Below are 17,923 nucleotides of genomic sequence, written 5' to 3' on the forward strand. Positions count from 1 at the left end.
CGATCAGGTGTTGAAACGCTTGACGTAGTAGTCAACCATCTGGCTGACCATGTCATCCGCCTGACCGTGGTCGCGCGCGTCATTCAGCGCTAAAAGCGCCCCCTGCGACATCACGCTGGTAACGCCTGCTTCGCGCGCCATGCGGTCATAATACCCAAGGTCTTTCGCCGCGTTCTTGATGGCAAAGGCCAGCTGGTTTGGGTCATTCTCGACGCTGTAGGCTTTGACGAAATCCATCATTCCGGAATGCAGCGGCCCAGCGGCCATAACGTCATACACCTGCTTGCGGTCAACTCCGGTGATATCTGCCATGGCGAAGGCTTCGGCCATCGCGTTTGCGACGGTCATTCCGAAGAAGTTGTTGATCAGCTTGATCGTGTGTCCCGAGCCAACGGGGCCAAGGTAGAAAACGTTTTCGCCCAAATCCTTCAGTGTCGGCTCGGCCTTGTCAAAGGCAGCCTTGTTGCCGGACGTCATAATGTTGAGCTTACCTTCTAGCGCGTGCGAAGGCGTCCGACCAAGCGGCGCATCCAGGTAGCTTCCGCCAGCTGCGGCAACCTCCTCGGCCAAGGCGCGTGTGCTGCCTGGAAGCGAGGTGCCAAAGTCGATGACGATCGCCTCGGGTTTCAATCCCGCGATCACTCCATCTGCGCCGCGCATACGGCTTTCGACCTGTTCCGAGGTGCCCATGCACAACATCACGATGTCGCTGGCTTCAGCCAGTTCTTGGGCGTTTTGCATCTCGCGGGCGCCACGGTCAATCGCGGCGTCCAGGTATGTGCGGTCGCGGTTTCCCAATACAGCGACCGAGTATCCTTGGTCCAACAGTCGGCTCACCATGGCTCCGCCCATTAGTCCCAAGCCGATAAACCCGATTGATGGTTTGCTCATTGGTTTCCCTTTCCGTGAATGTGTCTGGTTTTCATTCTTGTGTCTGGCGCGTGCGGCTTTGCAGTTTGAATGCTCATATTGCCCGACGGATAATCATTGGTCTTTGGGTGGTCCGGTATTTTGCCGGGCCGCATGTCAATCAGGCCGGCGCCCGCGCTCGAGCTGTTCGCGCCTTCAGCCCCTGTTCGATCCATGATGTGACCTCGAGCGTCCGGGCTGCATCCTCGACATCGATTAATGGAGGGACGCCGTTGATCACGTCAAGGAAGTGATCCAGTTGCGCTTCAAGCGGTGCGCGTTGTTGTTCCGGTCGTGTAAGTTGGTTTTTTTGGGCCGCAGTGCCCCAATCCTTTCCACGCCACAGAGTCATGGAGGGAAAACTCACAGCGCCGCTGGTTCCCGTGATCCACATCATGTCCTGATGGGTCGTGCCGATGTTCGGGTTTTCGCCGGTTCCGGCTTCAAACCCCCAAGGGCTGGGTGCGGTGTCGGCAAAACTGATAGTGCCCGTCGCGCCGTTTTCGAACGCAATCGCAACAGCCCCGCTTTCTATCCGATCCGATCCGCGGATCGACGCGCCAGGCAGGGCGACGACATCCGAGATTTCCCCGATCACAAAGCGCAAGACATCGATATCATGCACCAGATTGATCATGACTGGACTGCCATCGGAAGTCCGCCAGTTCTGTTCAAAATAGCTCTCGGGTTTACGCATGGCCCACAGCAACGAGACGTTGATGACTTGTCCGATCGTACCTTGCTTGATCACTTCTTTCAGGCGCTGCAAGGTTGTGTGATACCGCCGATGGTGGCCTACAAGGCTGCGGACATCGGCCTTGCGAACGGCCGCCCTAAGGCGCTGGGCATCATCGACCGATGCGGCAACCGGCTTTTCGATCAGCATGTGCCAACCGCGGGATGCGGCCAGAATGCCATGTTCGGCATGCAGGCGGGTCGGCGTCGCGATGATGACGCCATCCACCGGGCCCTTCACCTCGTCCATACTGGCAAAACGCGGCGCGTCGATCTGGATCGAGCCATCTGGATCGGCCAACCCGACCAACACGCAGCCGGGGTGCTCGATCACGGCGCGCACGTGGCGGATACCGATCAATCCACCGCCGGCTACAAGGATCCGTTTCACATCACCGCTCCGATTTGCCAGGGAACGAATTCGTAGTCGCCCAGGCCCTGCGCCTCGGACTTGGTTCGCGCGCCCGAGGCGACTTGGAGCAGCCGTCGGTATATTTCCTGTCCTTTCTCTTCGACGCTGGCACCTTTGGTCAGAATGCCGCCAGCATCCACGTCCATGTCTTCTGGCATGCGCGCTGCCAACTCAGAGTTTGTAGCGATTTTCAGCGTAGGCGCCGGTTTGGACCCAAAGGCAGAACCGCGCCCCGTGGTGAAGCACACTAGGTTGCAGCCGGCCGCGATCTGCCCGGTCACCGAGGCCGGGTCATAACCGGGGCTATCCATGAAAGTGAAGCCTTTGGCGGTGATGGGTTCGGCGTATTTGAATACACCGGTCAAAGGCGTGGTTCCGCCCTTCGCCGCTGCCCCCAGCGATTTCTCAAGGATGGTCGTCAGCCCCCCGTGCTTGTTGCCGGGGCTTGGGTTGTTGTCCATCGAGCCGTGATTGCGAGCGGTATAGTCCTGCCACCAATCGATCAGTCCGATAAGTTTTTGCCCAGTTACGCGACCAAGGGCGCGGCGCGTCAAAAGATGTTCGGCTCCGTAGATTTCGGGCGTTTCCGCAAGGACACCGGTGCCGCCTTGGGCAACCAACAGGTCGCAGGCGTGTCCGAGCGCAGGGTTTGCGGTCACGCCTGACCAAGCGTCCGATCCACCGCATTGCAGCGCAACTATCAATTCAGACGCCGGGGCTTCGCTGCGCCTCACCTCATTCGCAATGGGCAGCATCTTGTTAATCTTGCCGATGCCCGCTTCCACGGTTCGGCGCAATCCGGCGACGTTCTGGATGTTCATCGTCTGGAAGGTGGGACTTTGCTTCAGACCATATGCGTCCAGCAGCCAGTCGATCTGGTTCATCTCGCAGCCCAGACCGACCATTAGAACGGCAGCGTGGTTGGGATGTTTCGCAAACCCCCACATGACCCGTTGAAGTGCTTCGAAACCGTCGCCGGAATCGGCCATTCCGCAGCCCGTTCCGTGGACAAAGGCCACCACGCCGTCGACGTTCGGAAACTCGGCCAACTTGTCCGGCGTGAAGTGGTTGGCGATCATACGGGCCGCAGTCGCCGAACAATTAACTGTGGTCAGAACCGCGATGTAATTGCGCGTGCCGACCCGACCACTGTCCCGGTGGTAGCCCATGAACGTATCGACCGAGGTGGCGGGTTTCATGGGCCTGTGATCCGTCGCAAACTCGTAGTCCACACTAGTGTTGCGGAACTCGATATTGTGGGTGTGCACATGGTCGCCAGGTTCGATCGGTTGGGTGGCGTAACCGATAATCTGGGCGTATTTTCTGACAGGATCTCCGGGTGCAAGATTCCGCGTGGCGACCTTGTGTCCCGAGGGGATGCGCGTATTGGTCATGACATCCTCCACCATACTGCCGGCCTCCAGGGACCGAGTTGCAACAACCACGCTATCCGTTCGATCTAAACGTACAAAAGTCATAATCAGCTTTCCTGGCGGCAGCAGCTAGGCGCAGAACGGTGAGTCCGATGTCCATCGGTGAATATCTATGTGCGGTTGTCCGGACAGCCTTGCTCGCGCCGCTTCCCAATTGGAATTGCAGACACGCCAATCTCGCAGTTCGGTTTCGGGGTGCGATCTGGACCTCGCGATGAAGCTGGGGAAATGGTCTCGACCGGTGGGCTGGCCTGCCGCACTGAAGCGAATGTCGAACGACCAGCGGAACCGGTCCGTTTCATTGACCAGCGAAGCATGTGGCGTCAGAGGGTGAAACAGGATGATCCCGCCCGCCTTGACAGGAAGGGGCACAGCCCGGCCTTCGTCAATGAATCCGTCGGCAATACCAGTCTGCGTCCGCGCGCAATGCGGTAGGATGGATTGGTCCTGTGCCTTTGGCAGCACTTGCAGGCAGCCGTTTTCGAGCGTTGCATCGTTGACGGCAATCCACACCGTGACCATGTCGGTCTGATCCGCATCCTCCAACGCAACCGCCCGGTCCTGATGCCAGTCCGTCGCTGTGATGTGCGCGCGCACCTCATCCTTGGACAGCTTGAGAGCGGGGGGCTTCAGCCGAACGTGCTGGATTGGATTGCTCACCAACTCTGGCCCGATCAACTGCTCGACAATGTCAAGCATGGGCCGGGCCGTTAGCAAGTCGAACACTGCAGGCCCGATATGGAACGGTGTGTCCGCCATGATCCGATCGCCGGGCAACGAGATGTCCAGCGGCTGGAAATAGTCGCAACCGGCCTGATAAGCGGACAGAAGTTTGTCCCAGAAGGTCATTCCAGACGGTTCGTCCTTGACCAGCCCTTTTTCGTACCAACCGTCATAGAGCCGGCTCAGGACATCCGAGTATTCGGTCTGTACCCGATCAAGGACATCGGCAGGGATAACATCCTCGACCACGAGGTATCCGTCCGTCTGGAACTTGCCAATCTGATCTTGTGTCAGCATGGGTGCGACCTCACAACAGCAGCGCGATTATGCCCGGCCAAATCAGAAGAACGGAAAGCGCCAGCAACTGGATCCCGATGAATGGCAGGAAGCCGCGGAAGATATCCGTCAGACTGATATGTGGCGGGGCCACCGACTTCAGGTAGAACGCGGCCGGGCCAAATGGGGGCGAGAGGAAGCTGACCTGCATGTTCATACAGAACACGACGCCGAACCAGATGGCGACATGACTCGGCTCCAACTGGCCAAAGACTCCGATTTCTTCGATAGGAAGGCGCAGGACGATCGGCAGAAAGACCGGAATAATCAACAGCACGATGCCGACCCAATCCATGAATGCGCCCATGAACAGCAAGATCAGCATCATCACCAGAATGACCAGCATGGTTGGCAGCTCCTGGCCGACGATTAGGTCAGCCACGTATTGGGGCCCGCCAGCAATGGTGTAGGCACCCGCCAGCGCGGCGGCCCCGATCGTAACCCAGATGATGGTGCCTGTGGATTTTAGGGTTCGCATCAAGCTGTCCCAAACCAGCTCGAACGATCCTTCGCCCCGCAGGATGGCGATAATCAGAACGGCGAAGGCGCCCATGCCCGCAGCCTCGGTGATGCCTGTGATCCCGCCATAGATCGAGCCGAGCACGACGCCGATGACGACCAGCGGAGCGACGAGGCCTTTGCCCATTTCCCACCCGATTTTAGCGCGCTCTCTGCCAAAGACGAAGAAGATCAGCAGAAGGGCAACGATCGTGATGCCGGCAAACCAGGGCATGTAGTCAGCCGTTCCCAGCCTCGCGGGCTCGCCCTGGCTGGCAGCGTTCGAGCCTGAGAGCTCGAAAAACGCGGCCCGGATAAACAGAACGGTGGAAAATCCGGCGACGACGATGCTCATGAAAGCCCCAAACAGTTTGCGTTTTTCAGCCGGTTCGGGGTCGTTCGGGTCCGGCTCTGGCAGCGGGGCGTGATGAGGATTCAACTGCGTGCGGATGATGATGTACAAGATGATCATCGAGGCCAACATGAAGCCGGGAATGAAAGACGCGGTGAACAGCGACTTGATCGAGGTTTCGGTGATCAGCCCATAGATGATCAGAACGATCGAGGGAGGGATCATAGTGCCCAGCGACCCCGAGGCGCAGATGACGCCGATGGCGAGATTCTGATCGTAGCCGAGGCGCAGCATCTGGGGCAGGGCGATAAGGCCCAGCAGGACAACCTCACCGCCGATGATGCCGGACATTGCCGCCATGATCACCGCCATGATCGAGGTCACGATTGCGATGCCGCCGCGTGTTCTGGACAGCCAGACATTCAACGACGAATACATGTCTCGCGCGATCCCGGACCGCTCTAGCAGCGACGCCATGAAGATAAACAATGGAACTGATATGAGCACGTAGTCCGTTAAAAGCCCGTATATCTTCTGCGCCAGGATATAGAGCGGCCCAGTGCCTGGCCGGCCGGTGAGAACCCCGTCGCCGAATGAAAACGGGTTCAAAAGCAGTGCCGGTTCAAACTTCAGGACAAGAACCAGAACAGCAAGGGAAGCTGAGGCCAGACCCAAGGGCATTCCGATCGCCAGAAGCACGATCAGGGCGACCATCAGGATGAGTGAGATTGTTCCAATATCCATCAGTCTTGTCCCACCGCTCGTTTGATCATTTCAATTTCGTCTTCGTCCGGTTCATCTGTGTGGATTTCCGGTTCTTTGTTCCAATCCGCGATCAAGTTCAAAATTGCTTGCATTGCGACGAGCGTAATCACGATCAGCACCATCGGCTGCAATGTCGCCGGGATCGGAGGATTGAAGGCGGAGCCATAAAGCTCCCATTTATAGAGCTTGTTGACGAACACCTGTTTGTAGCTGCCGTAGACCAGAAAGAAGGCAAACAGTACGATCAGGATTGTCGAAACCGTATCAAAAACATGCTGAAGCCAACGTGGAACTGCGTCGTACAGCAGGAATATTCGAATGTGACTGCGTTGTTGCATGGCGTAGTAGCCAGACATCAAAAACACAAAGCTGGCGAACCAGAGTGTCATTTCGTTGGCCCACTCGGTCGGCTTTTCCACGATATAGCGCATGAAGACTTCGTAGAGCATGACGATAGTCATGATTGCGATCATCATCATGGTAACTCGGCCTATGAACAGGGCGAAACGATCCATAATCGTCGAGCCTTGGAACTCCATCGTCGCTGGGCGCACGGTCTTGGTGCCAATCACTGCAAGAAACGGTAGAAGGACGAGCGCGGCCACGTCGATGATGTCGACATACCCCCCGAACACGCCAGGCAATTCGGGCGTGACGTCGCTGCGCAGATATATTTCCGTTACCTGGCTTTTGAGGGATTCAGAGGTGTAAGGCAGCCAATCCAATAGGAATGCCGGGAGATGCCAAACAAGCCAACTGGCAGTCGCGACGAAGGCCAACGGTATGAGCCATTCAATTGGTCCGCCTGAATTCTTGTGCATCGCGTAACCCTCGTCCCTATCCTTCGATCCTGTAGTGATCGATAAAGTCTCGATCCGGCTCGACCCCCAGTCCGGGGCCAGTCGGGATCATAACACGGCCGTTGTTGGCCTTGACCTGATTTTGAATTTCCAGCGGTACGGTCAGCAGATCGTCCCGAAATTTGTTGTCCGTAGTGTCGAATTCCAGCATCGGCTCCCATGGATGCAAGCCGCCTGGAATTGGGGGCATGGCCGCCAGTAAATGCAGATTAGTTGCGACAGCGATGGCGCTACCCCAGACGTGATTTACGACCGGAGTGAAATGTGCGTGGCATAGGGCCAGTACCCTGAGATACTCTGAAACACCGCCCAAAGCGCATACTTCTGGCTGCGCTATATCAATGCCGCGATTTTCAAGAAGATTGCGCCAAGCCCAGCGATTGAAAACTGCCTCCCCGCCCGAGATGTTGACTTTCAGCGAAGTGCGCAATTCGCGGTACCCGTCAATGTCTTCTGGCGCGACAGGTTCTTCGAACCAATATGCGTCCAGTTCTTCCAGCGACCGACCGACGTAGAATGCGTCCGAAGTCGTATAGGCATGGTTTGCATCGACCATAAAGGGAAAGTCGTCACCAACCCCGCGTCGAACGGCTTCGCACAGCTTCACATCAGGCTTCGGGCCAAAGCCCGTTTTCATTTTGGTGGCGGTGAATCCCATCTCCTTGATCTTTGAGGCTTCATCCTCAAAACGGCTGGCCAGATTGGAAATCGGTTCATCCCTGAGCATCATGCCGTAGCCGTAGCAAGGAACGCTTGCGCGATGTGCGCCGCCGACAAGCTTATGGAGGGGGAGGCCAGAGATTTTGCCGGTGATGTCCCAAAGTGCGATGTCCACACCGGACAAAGCCTGTATTGGCATTCCGCTTTGGCCATGGTCTCGCAAAAGGTTGTACACCTTGTGCCAGATCACGTCTTTGTCCAAAGGGTCCATGCCAAGAACCATTGGTTGGATGACCTTTTCCACGATGGATTTGTTGGCAATGGCTACGTTTCCGGGACCAAAGCACTCCCCCCAACCAGTTACCCGTTCATCTGTCTGAACCTCGACCAGATGAGTTGTACGCTTGTCATAATACTGTTGCGAGTAGCCCAGAACTTCCGGCATGTCGTACTGCAGTACGTGACTTATTATTCTGGTGATTTTCATGAAGCTCTGGATCCCGGCGCCGAACCGGAGAGGCCGCTAGTGCGGCCTTTCCGTGTGTCGTAAGTCGGTCGCAGCCTGACTACTGCATCGCGCCCAGGTCACGCAGGAAGTTGATATGGCTTTCCAGCAGCGCCTGTGCTTCAGGGGTCGTTGCGAACTCAGTCCACCCGACTTGAACGGCCGCGCGATAGGCTGCCAGATCTTCAGGCGACCATTCGTACAACTGAACGCCTTTTGCTTTCAGGTCTTTTGCAGTTTGAGCGTTCTGCACTTCGTTGATGGTCGCATTGTGCAATGCCAGGCTATCCATTGCGACTTCCATAATCTTCTTATGGTGCGCGGGCATTGCTTCCCAAACGTCTTTGCGACAGGCAAGGTGGTCCGCGGGCATCGAGTGGAAACCGGGATAGTTTGTGTGACCTGCGATCTCGTACAGGCCCAGGCCCACATTGTTCGTCAGGTTCGCAGCATCCGCACCATCAATGATGCCGGTTTCCAAAGCTGTGAAGATTTCGTTGAAGTCCATAACGATCGGAGAAGCACCAAGTTCCGCGAACACTTTGGTCGCAAGGCCTGGAGGGGAGCGGAATTTCCAATCTTTGAAGTCGTCCACTTTTGCAATCGGCTTGGTCGAAGAAAGCGACTCCGGCCCGGGAATCCACCATCCGATGAATTCCATGTCGTAGCCGTTGTATAAATCATTTACAGCTTCTCTTCCGCCGCCATGAAGAAGCCAAGCCATTTGCTGATATGGGTTCTGATATCCGCCGAGCAGGTCGCCCGCAAACTGGAAGGCCGGGTTTTTACCGGTCTGATAGCCGCCGCCCGTCATGTCGCAATCCAGAATTCCGGTAGCTGCGGCATCGAAGGTTTCAACTGATTTGACCACCGAAGAGGAATAGAACATTTCAACTTCGATTTCGCCGTTCGACATTTCCTGAATGTCTTCAACGAATTTTGCAGCCATCTGGCCTGACAGAGTTTCGGGCGAAAAATGGGTTTGAATTCTAAGCTTCGTTGTTTCAGCCATCGCGAAACCGGCTGCCATTGTCGTGGCTACGGCCGCCAGGGCCGCTGTCTTGACTATTTTCATATTGTCCTCCCAGACGTTGAGCGTGCGCGGTGTGGAAGATCTTGCCGCCTCCTTTGCTGTCGCGCAGGTAAACGTTAAGCCGACGAATCGAATGCAACAAGAAAAAATTGAAATTTTTAAAAAATTCGAGATTCTTGCGATAATTCGAAAATAAGGTTAGGACGCTACTTGGACAAACTTGAAGGTGCATACTAGAATGAACGACGAAATAGATATTTATCAAGATCTTAAGATGCGCCTGATCTCTAATGGATTCGAGCATGGAGCCAAGGTGCGGGCTGAAGAACTTCGTAAAGTGTATGGCTGTTCTGCGAGCGCCGTTCGTGAAGTCCTTTTTCGTTTGGCCGCTGTTGGTTTGGTGGACTTTCAGGAACAAAAAGGTTTCCGCGTGCCAATGCGTTCGCCGCAGAAGCTTATCGAATTGACGCACGTGCGTGTTCTGTTGGAGGCCGAAGGCACCGCAATGTCGATCCGTAATGGCGGGGTGGATTGGGAAGCAAGATTGACGGCCGCACATCACAAACTTAGCCATATCGAAAAACGCATTCACGCCACAGACGACCCGAGCGACCTTATCGAGATATGGTTTTCCTCGGAAAAGGAATTTCACGAAACACTTATTTCTGCCTGTGGCTCGGAAACTTTAAAACAAATGCATAGCCGAGTTTACGCGCAATTCAGACAGCAGTTGATGGTGGCAGACCGGAACTTTGAATTCATTTCTCAGAACATAAGACACCATGCCGATATACTTGAAGCAGCATTGTCAGGGGATGAGCAGTTAACACGAGAGAAAATTCACGACCATCTGGAACGCCATCTAACTGGAAAGACGATGGGCGACTAAAGCCGAAAATCGTCTTCCAAATACACGCGAATGATTTCGTCGAAGCTTGATTCCGCCTTGAACCCCAACTCCAGAGCGCGATCTGTTTGAAAGTCTCGCGGCCAATTCTTGACTATTTGTTCGATTGTCTCGTCGGGTTCTTGCCTGATTAGGCCAACCGCTTCTTGGCCGGCCACTTTGCGCAGAGCTTCGATTTGTTCGGCGACGGTGCAACTTACGCCAGGCATGTTCAATGCGCGTCTGTCATTCAAAAGCTGCGTGTCCATTGTTGCTGCGTGGGTCAAAAAAGTCGCAGCGGCGCGGGGGCTGGCGTGCCAGTGGCGAACGGTTTCGGCAACTGGCAAGACAGCCTCATCCCCATTCAATGGCTCTCGGATTATACCTGAAAAGAAGGACGAAGCGGCAGCGTTGGCTTTGCCCGGGCGCACACACAAAGTGGGCAAGCGCAAGGAAATACCGTCGATATATCCTTTCCTGCTGAAATCCGTGATCATCAATTCAGCCGCCGCTTTCTGCGCTCCGTAACTTGTCAAAGGTGCCGAGAGGAATTCATCGCTTATCTTTTCGGGGAATGGTGACCCGAAAACTGCTATGGACGAGGCAAAAACCAGGCGAGGTGTGTACTCGCTTTCTGAAGCTTCGTGTTCATCCTTAAGTGCGTTCAGCAGTGCCCACGTTGCCATAAGGTTTACATCCCAACCCAACGCAAAGTCTGTTTCAGCTTGGCCTGAAACGATAGCTGCAAGATGAAAAATGACGTCTGGCCGCTGCGTAGCAAAAGACTTAGCTATGCCTGTCGCAGTCAAGTTCCCCACAATTTGATTACCTGCCGCACTGTCGGGCGGGAACGAGAGATCGAACAGTGAGACTTGGGCATCGGCTCCAAAGGTTTCTTGGATCGACACGCGATGGGCCAGTTTCTGGCCCAGCATTCCTCCGCCGCCTATAATCAGGATCCGCGTCACAGCATTCCGTTCCGTTTTTTGAGTTCTAGATACAAAGCCGAATGATCCAGTTCGGCCCCATCCATTTCGTCTATCAGATATTCGAAACGGTCGCGCACAGATCGGGTGCTAGGTAGCTCAACGCCAAGGCTTCCCGCTTCCTCTAGCGTATTGTCCAAATCCTTTAGTTGAAACTTAGACAAACCCCCGGGTGTAAAATTTCCATCAGACATGCGTTCGCCATGTTGTTGCAAGATAATACTATCCGCAAAGCCCCCCTTTAGTGCGGCCCTCAACGCGGTGGGGTCCGCACCGCCTTGCTGAGCCAGTAGAGTCGCCTCGGCGACTGCCGATATTGTTACAGCGACAATTGTTTGATTGGCCAATTTGCACAATTGACCAGAACCACTTGGGCCAACATGCACAGGCCGGCCCATTGCTGTCAGAACCGGTCGCACGCGCTCCATAACGTCCTGACCGCCACCGACCATGATCGCAAGGGTGCCAGCTTCGGCACCTTTGGTGCCACCGGATACCGGGGCGTCCAGATGCAGCACCCCCATCGAGGAAAGCTGCGCGGATTGCTCTCTTGCGTGTTCGGGTTTGGCGCTCGACATATCAATCCAGATCATCCCCGGTTTGAGTTGCTCGCGGAAAGCCTCGTCAGCAAGTAGCGCGCCGGTCGCGTATCCATCCGAGAGCATGGTTATTATTACGTCTGCACCCGAAACCGCCAGCGGGGCAGTTTCCACCAATGTCGCGCCTTCTGCTGCCAACGGGTTTGCCTTTTTCAAGCTGCGGTTCCATACAGTGAGCGGAAACTCGGCGCGCAAAATATTCCGCGCCATAGGAGCTCCCATCAGGCCGGTTCCCAACAGAGCCACTTTGAACTGCTTGCTCATCATCTACTGTCCTTCCGAAGGTGCGCCACGCATGGTTATGGCCAAACCAAAATCTCTGTCATACGCTAACGGCTCTGTGCCCACATGCCAGAAGTCGTTGCAAATCCGCCAAGGTTTCTTTGCTTCTCGGTTGATCTGTGGGACGACGTAACACTTGTCCAGTCGCCACTTTTGAGGTCGGAATATTTATATGTCAGAAAGACTTAAGGGAAAAAGCGTCCTGGTCACAGCCGCCGCACAGGGGATCGGACTTGCAAGCGCAATTGCAATGGCAAGAGAGGGTGCAAAAGTCTATGCGACGGATATTAGCCCCAAAAAACTAAATTTGATTCGCGGTCAGAATCTCGAAAATCTCGAAATTTTCGAGATGGATGTGACGAATAATGACAGCATTCATCATGGGGTCGCGCGAGCGAAGCCGGACGTTTTGTTCAACTGCGCAGGGTTCGTGCATCACGGAACTATTCTGGATGCAACCGATGAAGAGTGGGATTTCGCCATGGACCTTAATGTGCGCTCAATGGTGCGCACGACAAAGGCTGTATTGCCGGGAATGCTAGAGCGCGGAGGAGGCTCGATAATCAATATGTCTTCCGCACTGGGTTCCATAATCGGTGCGCCAAATCGTTTTGTATATGGAACGACAAAAGCCGCTGTTGTTGGGCTGACGAAATCGGTAGCCGTGGACTTCATAACAAAAGGAATCCGGTGCAATTGCATTTGTCCGGGAACAGTCGACAGTCCCAGTTGGCGTGACCGCGTAGATGCGTTGGGCGAGCAACTGGGCAGCAGAGAAGAGGCCCTTGCACAATTTGTGGCGCGACAGCCTATGGGGCGTGTAGCGAAAGCAGAAGAGATTGCTGCATTGGTCGTCTATCTGGCGAGCGATGAAAGTGCATTCACCACTGGACACACGCACATAATTGACGGGGGTTGGTCAGGCCAATGACAAAAGTATCAAAAAAAGATTTGCGATCTCGCAAGTGGTTCATGAATTCTGAGAACCTTGAGATGACGGCATTGTATCTGGAAAGATACCTGAATTACGGATTGACCCGTGAGGAACTGCAATCAGGCAAACCGATCATTGGCATTGCTCAGACCGGCAGTGATTTGAGCCCCTGTAATCGGCATCATATCGAATTGTCAAAACGTGTTCGCGATGGAATCATCGCCGCCGGGGGAACGTGCATCGAAATACCGGTCCACCCGATACAAGAGACAGGTAAACGGCCAACGGCGTCACTCGACCGCAACCTGGCTTATCTGTCCTTGGTTGAGAGTCTATTCGGGTATCCGATTGATGGCGTTGTTCTGAACATTGGTTGCGACAAGACCACGCCCGCGCTTCTTATGGCCGCTGCGACCGTCAACATCTCGGCGATTGCCCTGTCGGTCGGTCCCATGCTCAACGGCTGGTGGAAAGGTGAGCGCGCCGGATCGGGAACGGTTATTTGGAAAGCGCGCGAAGACCTTGCGGCTGACGAAATAGACACCGATGAGTTCATGGAGATCGCAGCCGCCGCAGCACCTTCGGTGGGTTATTGCAATACGATGGGAACAGCAACGACCATGAATTCGCTTGCTGAGGCCTTGGGTATGCAATTGCCCGGATCAGCAGCCATTCCAGCCCCGTATAGAGAGCGCGGTCAAATCAGTTATGAAACGGGTAAACGCATTGTGGACATGGTCTGGGAGGATCTACGCCCGAGCGATGTGATGACACGTCAGGCTTTTGAGAATGCGATTGTTATCAACTCTGCGATTGGCGGATCGACGAACGCGCCGATCCACCTGAATGCAATCGCCCGGCATCTTGGTGTTCCGTTGACCAACGATGACTGGCAGAAACTTGGCCACGACGTTCCACTGTTGGTTAACATGCAGCCTGCGGGTGAGTATCTGGGCGAAGATTACCAACAGGCCGGAGGTGTACCCGCCGTTGTCGGAGAGCTTCTTGACGCTGGATTGCTGCCGCATCCCGATGCGATAACGGTGAACGGCAAGACGATGGGCAATAATTGCTCGGCGCGCCGGTCTCAGAATAGCAAAGTAATCAAGACTGTTGATAGCCCGGTTAAGCAACAGGCGGGGTTCATCAATCTCTCGGGTAACCTGTTCGAGAGTGCGATTATGAAGACATCTGTGATCTCACAGTCATTTCGACAGACCTACCTGTCGAACCCGGATGATCCTAATGCATTTGAGGGCAGGGCGGTTGTGTTTGATGGGCCTGAGGATTTTCACCATCGGATCGATGATCCCGAAGAATACATCGACGCAAACTGTATTCTGATTATGCGCGGAGCAGGACCAAAAGGTTACCCAGGTGCCGCAGAGGTCGTGAACATGCGTCCGCCCGCATATTTGTTGAAACAAGGCATCGAAGCCCTTCCTTGCATCGGTGATGGACGGCAATCCGGAACATCAGGAAGCCCGTCTATCCTGAATGCTTCACCCGAAGCTGCAGAGGGTGGTGGGTTGGCCTTAGTGCGAAATGGTGACCGCCTGCGCATCGATCTTGGCAAAGGCACAGCAGATATGCTGGTTTCGCTCGAAGAACTGCATGAACGCGCCCGCGATCTGGAGGCAAAGGGTGGGTATTCAATGCCGCCCAACCAATCCCCGTGGCAGGAAATTTTCCGCGAAAAAGTAGATCGGTTGGATCGCGGTATGACGCTCAAGGGGGCAGAAAACTACCACGATATCGCGCGAGGATTCATGCCACGCGACAATCACTAAAAGGAACAGAAATGAAACTTGTTCGTTACGGAGTAGAGGGCTCGGAAAAGCCTGCGTTGGTCGACGCTGAGGGCCAATTGCGGGATCTGTCCGCTCATATCATTGATATTACGGGTGATATGTTGGATGACGGAACGCTTGATAACCTGCGCTCATTGGATCCGAACAACCTGCCAATTGTAGAGGGTGACCCTCGTATCGCACCGTGTGTCGGTGACATCGGTAAATTTCTTTGCATCGGTTTGAACTACTCGGACCATGCAGCAGAAACCGGCGCAGATATTCCCGAGCATCCGATACTTTTTTTCAAGGCTAACTCAGCGGTCATTGGGGCATATGACGAAGTTGTCATGCCGCGGGGATCTACACACACCGACTGGGAATGCGAACTGGGCGTCGTCATAGGCAAAACAGTCAAATACGTTTCCAAGGCCGACGCGCTCGAATACGTTGCCGGCTATTGCATCGTAAACGACGTGTCGGAAAGGCATTTTCAAACTCAACTGACCGGTCAATGGACCAAAGGCAAGTCTTGCGACACATTTGGCCCTACTGGCCCTTGGCTAGTGACCCGGGATGAGGTGCCGGATCCTCAAAGTCTTGGTATGTCACTGGATGTAAACGGTCAGCGCATGCAAACCGGGAATACTGCTACGATGATCTTTTCCGTTGCCGAGATCATTGAACATCTAAGCCAACTTTTCACACTGCATCCCGGCGACGTCATTTCAACTGGAACACCGCCCGGTGTTGGAATGGGGATCAAACCGGACCCAGTTTACCTGAAAAAAGGCGACGTCATGGAGCTTCGTATCGATGGGCTTGGCGTTCAGCGGCAAGAGGTCGGCCAAGATGACTGACTTATTGCAAATCGGAGGGATCACTGAACGGATGCGAGAACGCCTGGCCACAGTGTTCAATATTCATCAATTGGACGATTTCAGCGCGGATAGTATAACACATATCGTTACAAATGGGCATGATGGCGTTCCGCATGACCTGATGACATCACTCAGCAGTTTGAAGATGATCAGCGTCTATGGAGTCGGTTACGACGCCGTCGACGCAAATGCCGCGGCAGAGCGCGGGATTGTCGTGACGCACACACCGAGTGTTTTGAACAAAGAAGTCGCAACCACCGCCGTTTTGCTGTTGCTGTCATGTTATCGAGAGCTCGTACGTGACGACGATTACGTTCGGTCCGGACGGTGGGAAGTTGAAGGTAATGCCCCTTTGACACGATCAGCGGACAATCAAAGAATAGGCATTCTTGGTCTTGGTCGCATTGGTCAGGCGATCGTTGATAAGTTGGAGCCGTGGGCCCCCGAAATCTCTTATAATACCCGCAATCAAAAGGATGTCCCGTACCGATATTTCGACAGTTTGGTTGAAATGGCAGAACATGTGGATGTCCTCATATGCATCACGCCCGGCGGCCCGTCGACCAATAGGCTGGTCAACGCTGAGGTGTTGCGCGCGTTGGGGGCAGGGGGCACTCTTATAAACGTTAGTCGAGGTTCGGTTGTCGACGAAACTGCCCTAATCAATGCATTGCAAAACGGTGAGCTCGGGTGGGCAGGGCTTGATGTTTTTGAAGACGAACCGCGCGTTCCAAAAGCATTGCGCGAGTTGTCCAATGTCGTTCTTCTCCCTCACGCTGGTAGCGCGACTATTGAGACACGTGCAGCTATGGGTGACCTAACTGTCGACAATCTCCTGCAACACCTTAAGGACGGATCGGTGATCACAGCTGTGCCGGAATGCAGAGATCTGTAGAAGGCCAATCTGAATAGTGTTTGAGTTTGCCGTTGCGGTTTTCTTTCTGCTGATTACGCCTGGCCCAGGTGTTTTGACAACTGCGGGTATTGGATCAGCATTTGGTTTTCGAGCTGGGCTCGCTTTTGTGGCCGGTTTGATGCTGGGCGGGTTCATCAACATGATGTTTGTTGTCTCTGGAGTCGCTGCAGTAGCTTTGGCTATACCGGTACTTAGAACTTTGCTGCTATTTGCCTCTGTTGGGTATTTGGGATTTCTTGCCTGGCGTATTGCAAGAGCTGGCTCAAAGGTCGGGTTTTCCCCCGCGGTCTCGCCACTTGGTTTTGCGAACGGGCTGACACTTCAGTTCATTAATCCCAAGGCTTACGTGGTTGGCACTGCATTGTTTTCAGGGTTTGCCTTTTTGCCCGATGCGCCCGTTTGGGAGGTCGTCATAAAAATCGTAATATTCAATATGGTTTGGGTGCCAGTGCACATGATCTGGCTGGGTGCTGGCGCAAAGCTAGGCAGCCTTGATTTAAGTGAGAGATCACATCAAAGGATCAACTTTGCGATGGCGGCTTCATTGATGGTTGTTGTGGTGACTGCTTTGGCGTCGGCGCTTTAAACAAAGCCTGCGTCAGTCGTACCTAGCAGACGGTTGAAAGACACAAATCAAAGTGACGCCGTTATTCCGCCATCAACGTAGAGAGTATGTCCATTGACGAAACTGGATGCAGGGGAGGCAAGGAATATGGCGGCGCCGACAAGTTCTTCCACATTGCCCCAGCGACCGGCCGGGGTGCGTTTCTCGAGCCATGCACTAAACTCAGGGTCAGCAACCAATGCGGCGTTCAAAGGTGTATCGAAATATCCAGGCGCAATGGCATTGCAGTTTAGGCCATACTTAGCCCAATCAGTCGCCATTCCCTTTGTAAGGTTGGTCACGGCACCTTTTGTCGCCGTGTAAGGCGCAATACCCGGTCTTGCCAATGCGGATTGAACCGACGCAATGTTAATGATCTTGCCTGACTTTCTTTCAATCATGTGCCGTGCCACAGCCTGACCGACATGAAAGACGGACGCTACATTTGTCTGTAGTAGGTGCTCGAAGGCATCAGCGGGGAAATCCTGTAGCTCCGTCCTGTATTGCATTCCGGCGTTGTTTATCAGGATGTCTATGGGGCCGACATTGTCTTCAAAGTTGTCCACGGCAGATCGGACACCTTCATGATCGGTTGCATCGAACGAAAGTTCACGTACCGAGGCGCCTGTTTCGCTCAACTCGGATGCCGCTGCCGCTAGTTTCGCGGTGTCGCGCCCGTTCAAAACGACTTGCGAACCGGCGGCAGCCAAGCCACGGGCCAACGCAAATCCAATGCCTTGGCTAGAGCCTGTTACTAGTGCGCGTTTTCCCTCTAGGTTGAACATTTCAAGCATCATGCAAAAACCCCTTGGTTGTCAGCACCG

Annotated in this window: 16 protein-coding genes and 1 pseudogene; 6 read left to right on the forward strand and 11 right to left on the reverse strand. The window is 54.5% G+C overall.

The features are described from left to right. Window positions 1–3: 3 nt before the first annotated feature. The 8 genes and pseudogenes from AC2FIB_RS16580 to AC2FIB_RS16615 all read right to left on the reverse strand — a co-directional run. Window positions 4–930 (reverse strand): annotated as a pseudogene (locus tag AC2FIB_RS16580) (NAD(P)-dependent oxidoreductase); the annotation flags it as partial. 100 nt (window positions 931–1,030) lie between these two features. Continuing rightward, the gene (locus AC2FIB_RS16585; RefSeq protein WP_496736499.1) at window positions 1,031–2,035 is read right to left on the reverse strand and encodes a Gfo/Idh/MocA family protein; all 1,005 of its coding nucleotides are present in this window, start codon (window positions 2,033–2,035) and stop codon (window positions 1,031–1,033) included. Beyond that, the gene (locus tag AC2FIB_RS16590) at window positions 2,032–3,534 is read right to left on the reverse strand and encodes a UxaA family hydrolase (RefSeq protein WP_496736501.1); all 1,503 of its coding nucleotides are present in this window, start codon (window positions 3,532–3,534) and stop codon (window positions 2,032–2,034) included. The genes AC2FIB_RS16585 and AC2FIB_RS16590 overlap by 4 nt, the downstream gene beginning before the upstream one ends. 24 nt (window positions 3,535–3,558) lie before the next feature. Next, complete coding sequence (locus AC2FIB_RS16595) at window positions 3,559–4,509, reverse strand: phytanoyl-CoA dioxygenase family protein (RefSeq protein ID WP_058277417.1); 951 nt, start codon at window positions 4,507–4,509, stop codon at window positions 3,559–3,561. Between the two features lie 10 nt (window positions 4,510–4,519). After that, window positions 4,520–6,142: a TRAP transporter large permease gene (locus AC2FIB_RS16600; RefSeq protein WP_058277418.1), complete on the reverse strand. Its 1,623-nt coding sequence runs from the start codon at window positions 6,140–6,142 to the stop codon at window positions 4,520–4,522. Continuing rightward, entirely contained in the window at window positions 6,142–6,984 is an 843-nt protein-coding gene (locus AC2FIB_RS16605) for a TRAP transporter small permease subunit (protein WP_058277419.1), read from the reverse strand. The genes AC2FIB_RS16600 and AC2FIB_RS16605 overlap by 1 nt, the downstream gene beginning before the upstream one ends. Before the next feature lie 16 nt (window positions 6,985–7,000). After that, on the reverse strand, window positions 7,001–8,170 hold the full coding sequence (locus AC2FIB_RS16610; protein WP_058277420.1) for a mandelate racemase/muconate lactonizing enzyme family protein: 1,170 nt from the start codon (window positions 8,168–8,170) through the stop codon (window positions 7,001–7,003). Between the two features lie 79 nt (window positions 8,171–8,249). Next, complete coding sequence (locus AC2FIB_RS16615; RefSeq protein WP_170558353.1) at window positions 8,250–9,263, reverse strand: TRAP transporter substrate-binding protein; 1,014 nt, start codon at window positions 9,261–9,263, stop codon at window positions 8,250–8,252. A gap of 196 nt (window positions 9,264–9,459) precedes the next feature. Between AC2FIB_RS16615 and AC2FIB_RS16620 the strand changes: the two genes are divergently transcribed. Continuing rightward, window positions 9,460–10,110 carry a GntR family transcriptional regulator gene (locus AC2FIB_RS16620; protein ID WP_496736504.1) on the forward strand — a complete coding sequence of 217 codons (651 nt, stop codon included), beginning with the start codon at window positions 9,460–9,462 and terminating at the stop codon, window positions 10,108–10,110. Here the strand turns inward: AC2FIB_RS16620 and denD are convergent. After that, entirely contained in the window at window positions 10,107–11,075 is a 969-nt protein-coding gene (denD, locus tag AC2FIB_RS16625; RefSeq protein WP_496736506.1) for a D-erythronate dehydrogenase, read from the reverse strand. The two genes, AC2FIB_RS16620 and denD, sit on opposite strands and share 4 nt — an antisense overlap. Beyond that, complete coding sequence (locus AC2FIB_RS16630) at window positions 11,072–11,956, reverse strand: NAD(P)-dependent oxidoreductase (RefSeq protein ID WP_058277441.1); 885 nt, start codon at window positions 11,954–11,956, stop codon at window positions 11,072–11,074. Before AC2FIB_RS16630 ends, denD begins: the two co-directional genes overlap by 4 nt. A gap of 190 nt (window positions 11,957–12,146) precedes the next feature. Here AC2FIB_RS16630 and AC2FIB_RS16635 point away from each other — a divergent pair, with 190 nt between their 5' ends. From AC2FIB_RS16635 to AC2FIB_RS16655, 5 genes are read left to right on the forward strand one after another with little or no spacing between them, the layout of a single operon-like run. Further along, entirely contained in the window at window positions 12,147–12,905 is a 759-nt protein-coding gene (locus AC2FIB_RS16635) for an SDR family oxidoreductase (RefSeq protein ID WP_170396183.1), read from the forward strand. After that, window positions 12,902–14,698, forward strand: coding sequence for an IlvD/Edd family dehydratase (locus tag AC2FIB_RS16640; protein WP_058277424.1), 1,797 nt, complete (start codon window positions 12,902–12,904; stop codon window positions 14,696–14,698). The genes AC2FIB_RS16635 and AC2FIB_RS16640 overlap by 4 nt, the downstream gene beginning before the upstream one ends. A gap of 11 nt (window positions 14,699–14,709) precedes the next feature. Next, on the forward strand, window positions 14,710–15,558 hold the full coding sequence (locus tag AC2FIB_RS16645) for a fumarylacetoacetate hydrolase family protein (RefSeq protein ID WP_058277425.1): 849 nt from the start codon (window positions 14,710–14,712) through the stop codon (window positions 15,556–15,558). After that, window positions 15,551–16,474 (forward strand): 2-hydroxyacid dehydrogenase, encoded by a 924-nt coding sequence (locus AC2FIB_RS16650; RefSeq protein ID WP_496736509.1) that lies wholly within the window; start codon window positions 15,551–15,553, stop codon window positions 16,472–16,474. Before AC2FIB_RS16645 ends, AC2FIB_RS16650 begins: the two co-directional genes overlap by 8 nt. Window positions 16,475–16,490: 16 nt before the next feature. Next, a complete protein-coding gene (locus tag AC2FIB_RS16655; RefSeq protein WP_170558336.1) occupies window positions 16,491–17,081 on the forward strand; it encodes a LysE family translocator in 591 nt (196 codons plus the stop codon). 47 nt (window positions 17,082–17,128) lie between these two features. Here the strand turns inward: AC2FIB_RS16655 and AC2FIB_RS16660 are convergent, their stop codons facing one another. Then, window positions 17,129–17,896, reverse strand: coding sequence for an SDR family oxidoreductase (locus tag AC2FIB_RS16660; RefSeq protein WP_058277428.1), 768 nt, complete (start codon window positions 17,894–17,896; stop codon window positions 17,129–17,131). Window positions 17,897–17,923 lie beyond the last annotated feature (27 nt).

This window comes from Ruegeria sp. YTSA072, from assembly GCF_059610285.1.

Coding starts and splice junctions, on each gene's coding strand:
- AC2FIB_RS16590 (WP_496736501.1), bottom strand. CDS start 3,534: ATGACTTTTGTACGTTTAGATCGAACGGATAGCGTGGTTGTTGCAACT.
- AC2FIB_RS16595 (WP_058277417.1), bottom strand. CDS start 4,509: ATGCTGACACAAGATCAGATTGGCAAGTTCCAGACGGACGGATACCTC.
- AC2FIB_RS16600 (WP_058277418.1), bottom strand. CDS start 6,142: ATGGATATTGGAACAATCTCACTCATCCTGATGGTCGCCCTGATCGTG.
- AC2FIB_RS16605 (WP_058277419.1), bottom strand. CDS start 6,984: ATGCACAAGAATTCAGGCGGACCAATTGAATGGCTCATACCGTTGGCC.
- AC2FIB_RS16610 (WP_058277420.1), bottom strand. CDS start 8,170: ATGAAAATCACCAGAATAATAAGTCACGTACTGCAGTACGACATGCCG.
- AC2FIB_RS16615 (WP_170558353.1), bottom strand. CDS start 9,263: ATGAAAATAGTCAAGACAGCGGCCCTGGCGGCCGTAGCCACGACAATG.
- AC2FIB_RS16620 (WP_496736504.1), top strand. CDS start 9,460: ATGAACGACGAAATAGATATTTATCAAGATCTTAAGATGCGCCTGATC.
- AC2FIB_RS16630 (WP_058277441.1), bottom strand. CDS start 11,956: ATGAGCAAGCAGTTCAAAGTGGCTCTGTTGGGAACCGGCCTGATGGGA.
- AC2FIB_RS16635 (WP_170396183.1), top strand. CDS start 12,147: ATGTCAGAAAGACTTAAGGGAAAAAGCGTCCTGGTCACAGCCGCCGCA.
- AC2FIB_RS16640 (WP_058277424.1), top strand. CDS start 12,902: ATGACAAAAGTATCAAAAAAAGATTTGCGATCTCGCAAGTGGTTCATG.
- AC2FIB_RS16645 (WP_058277425.1), top strand. CDS start 14,710: ATGAAACTTGTTCGTTACGGAGTAGAGGGCTCGGAAAAGCCTGCGTTG.
- AC2FIB_RS16650 (WP_496736509.1), top strand. CDS start 15,551: ATGACTGACTTATTGCAAATCGGAGGGATCACTGAACGGATGCGAGAA.
- AC2FIB_RS16660 (WP_058277428.1), bottom strand. CDS start 17,896: ATGATGCTTGAAATGTTCAACCTAGAGGGAAAACGCGCACTAGTAACA.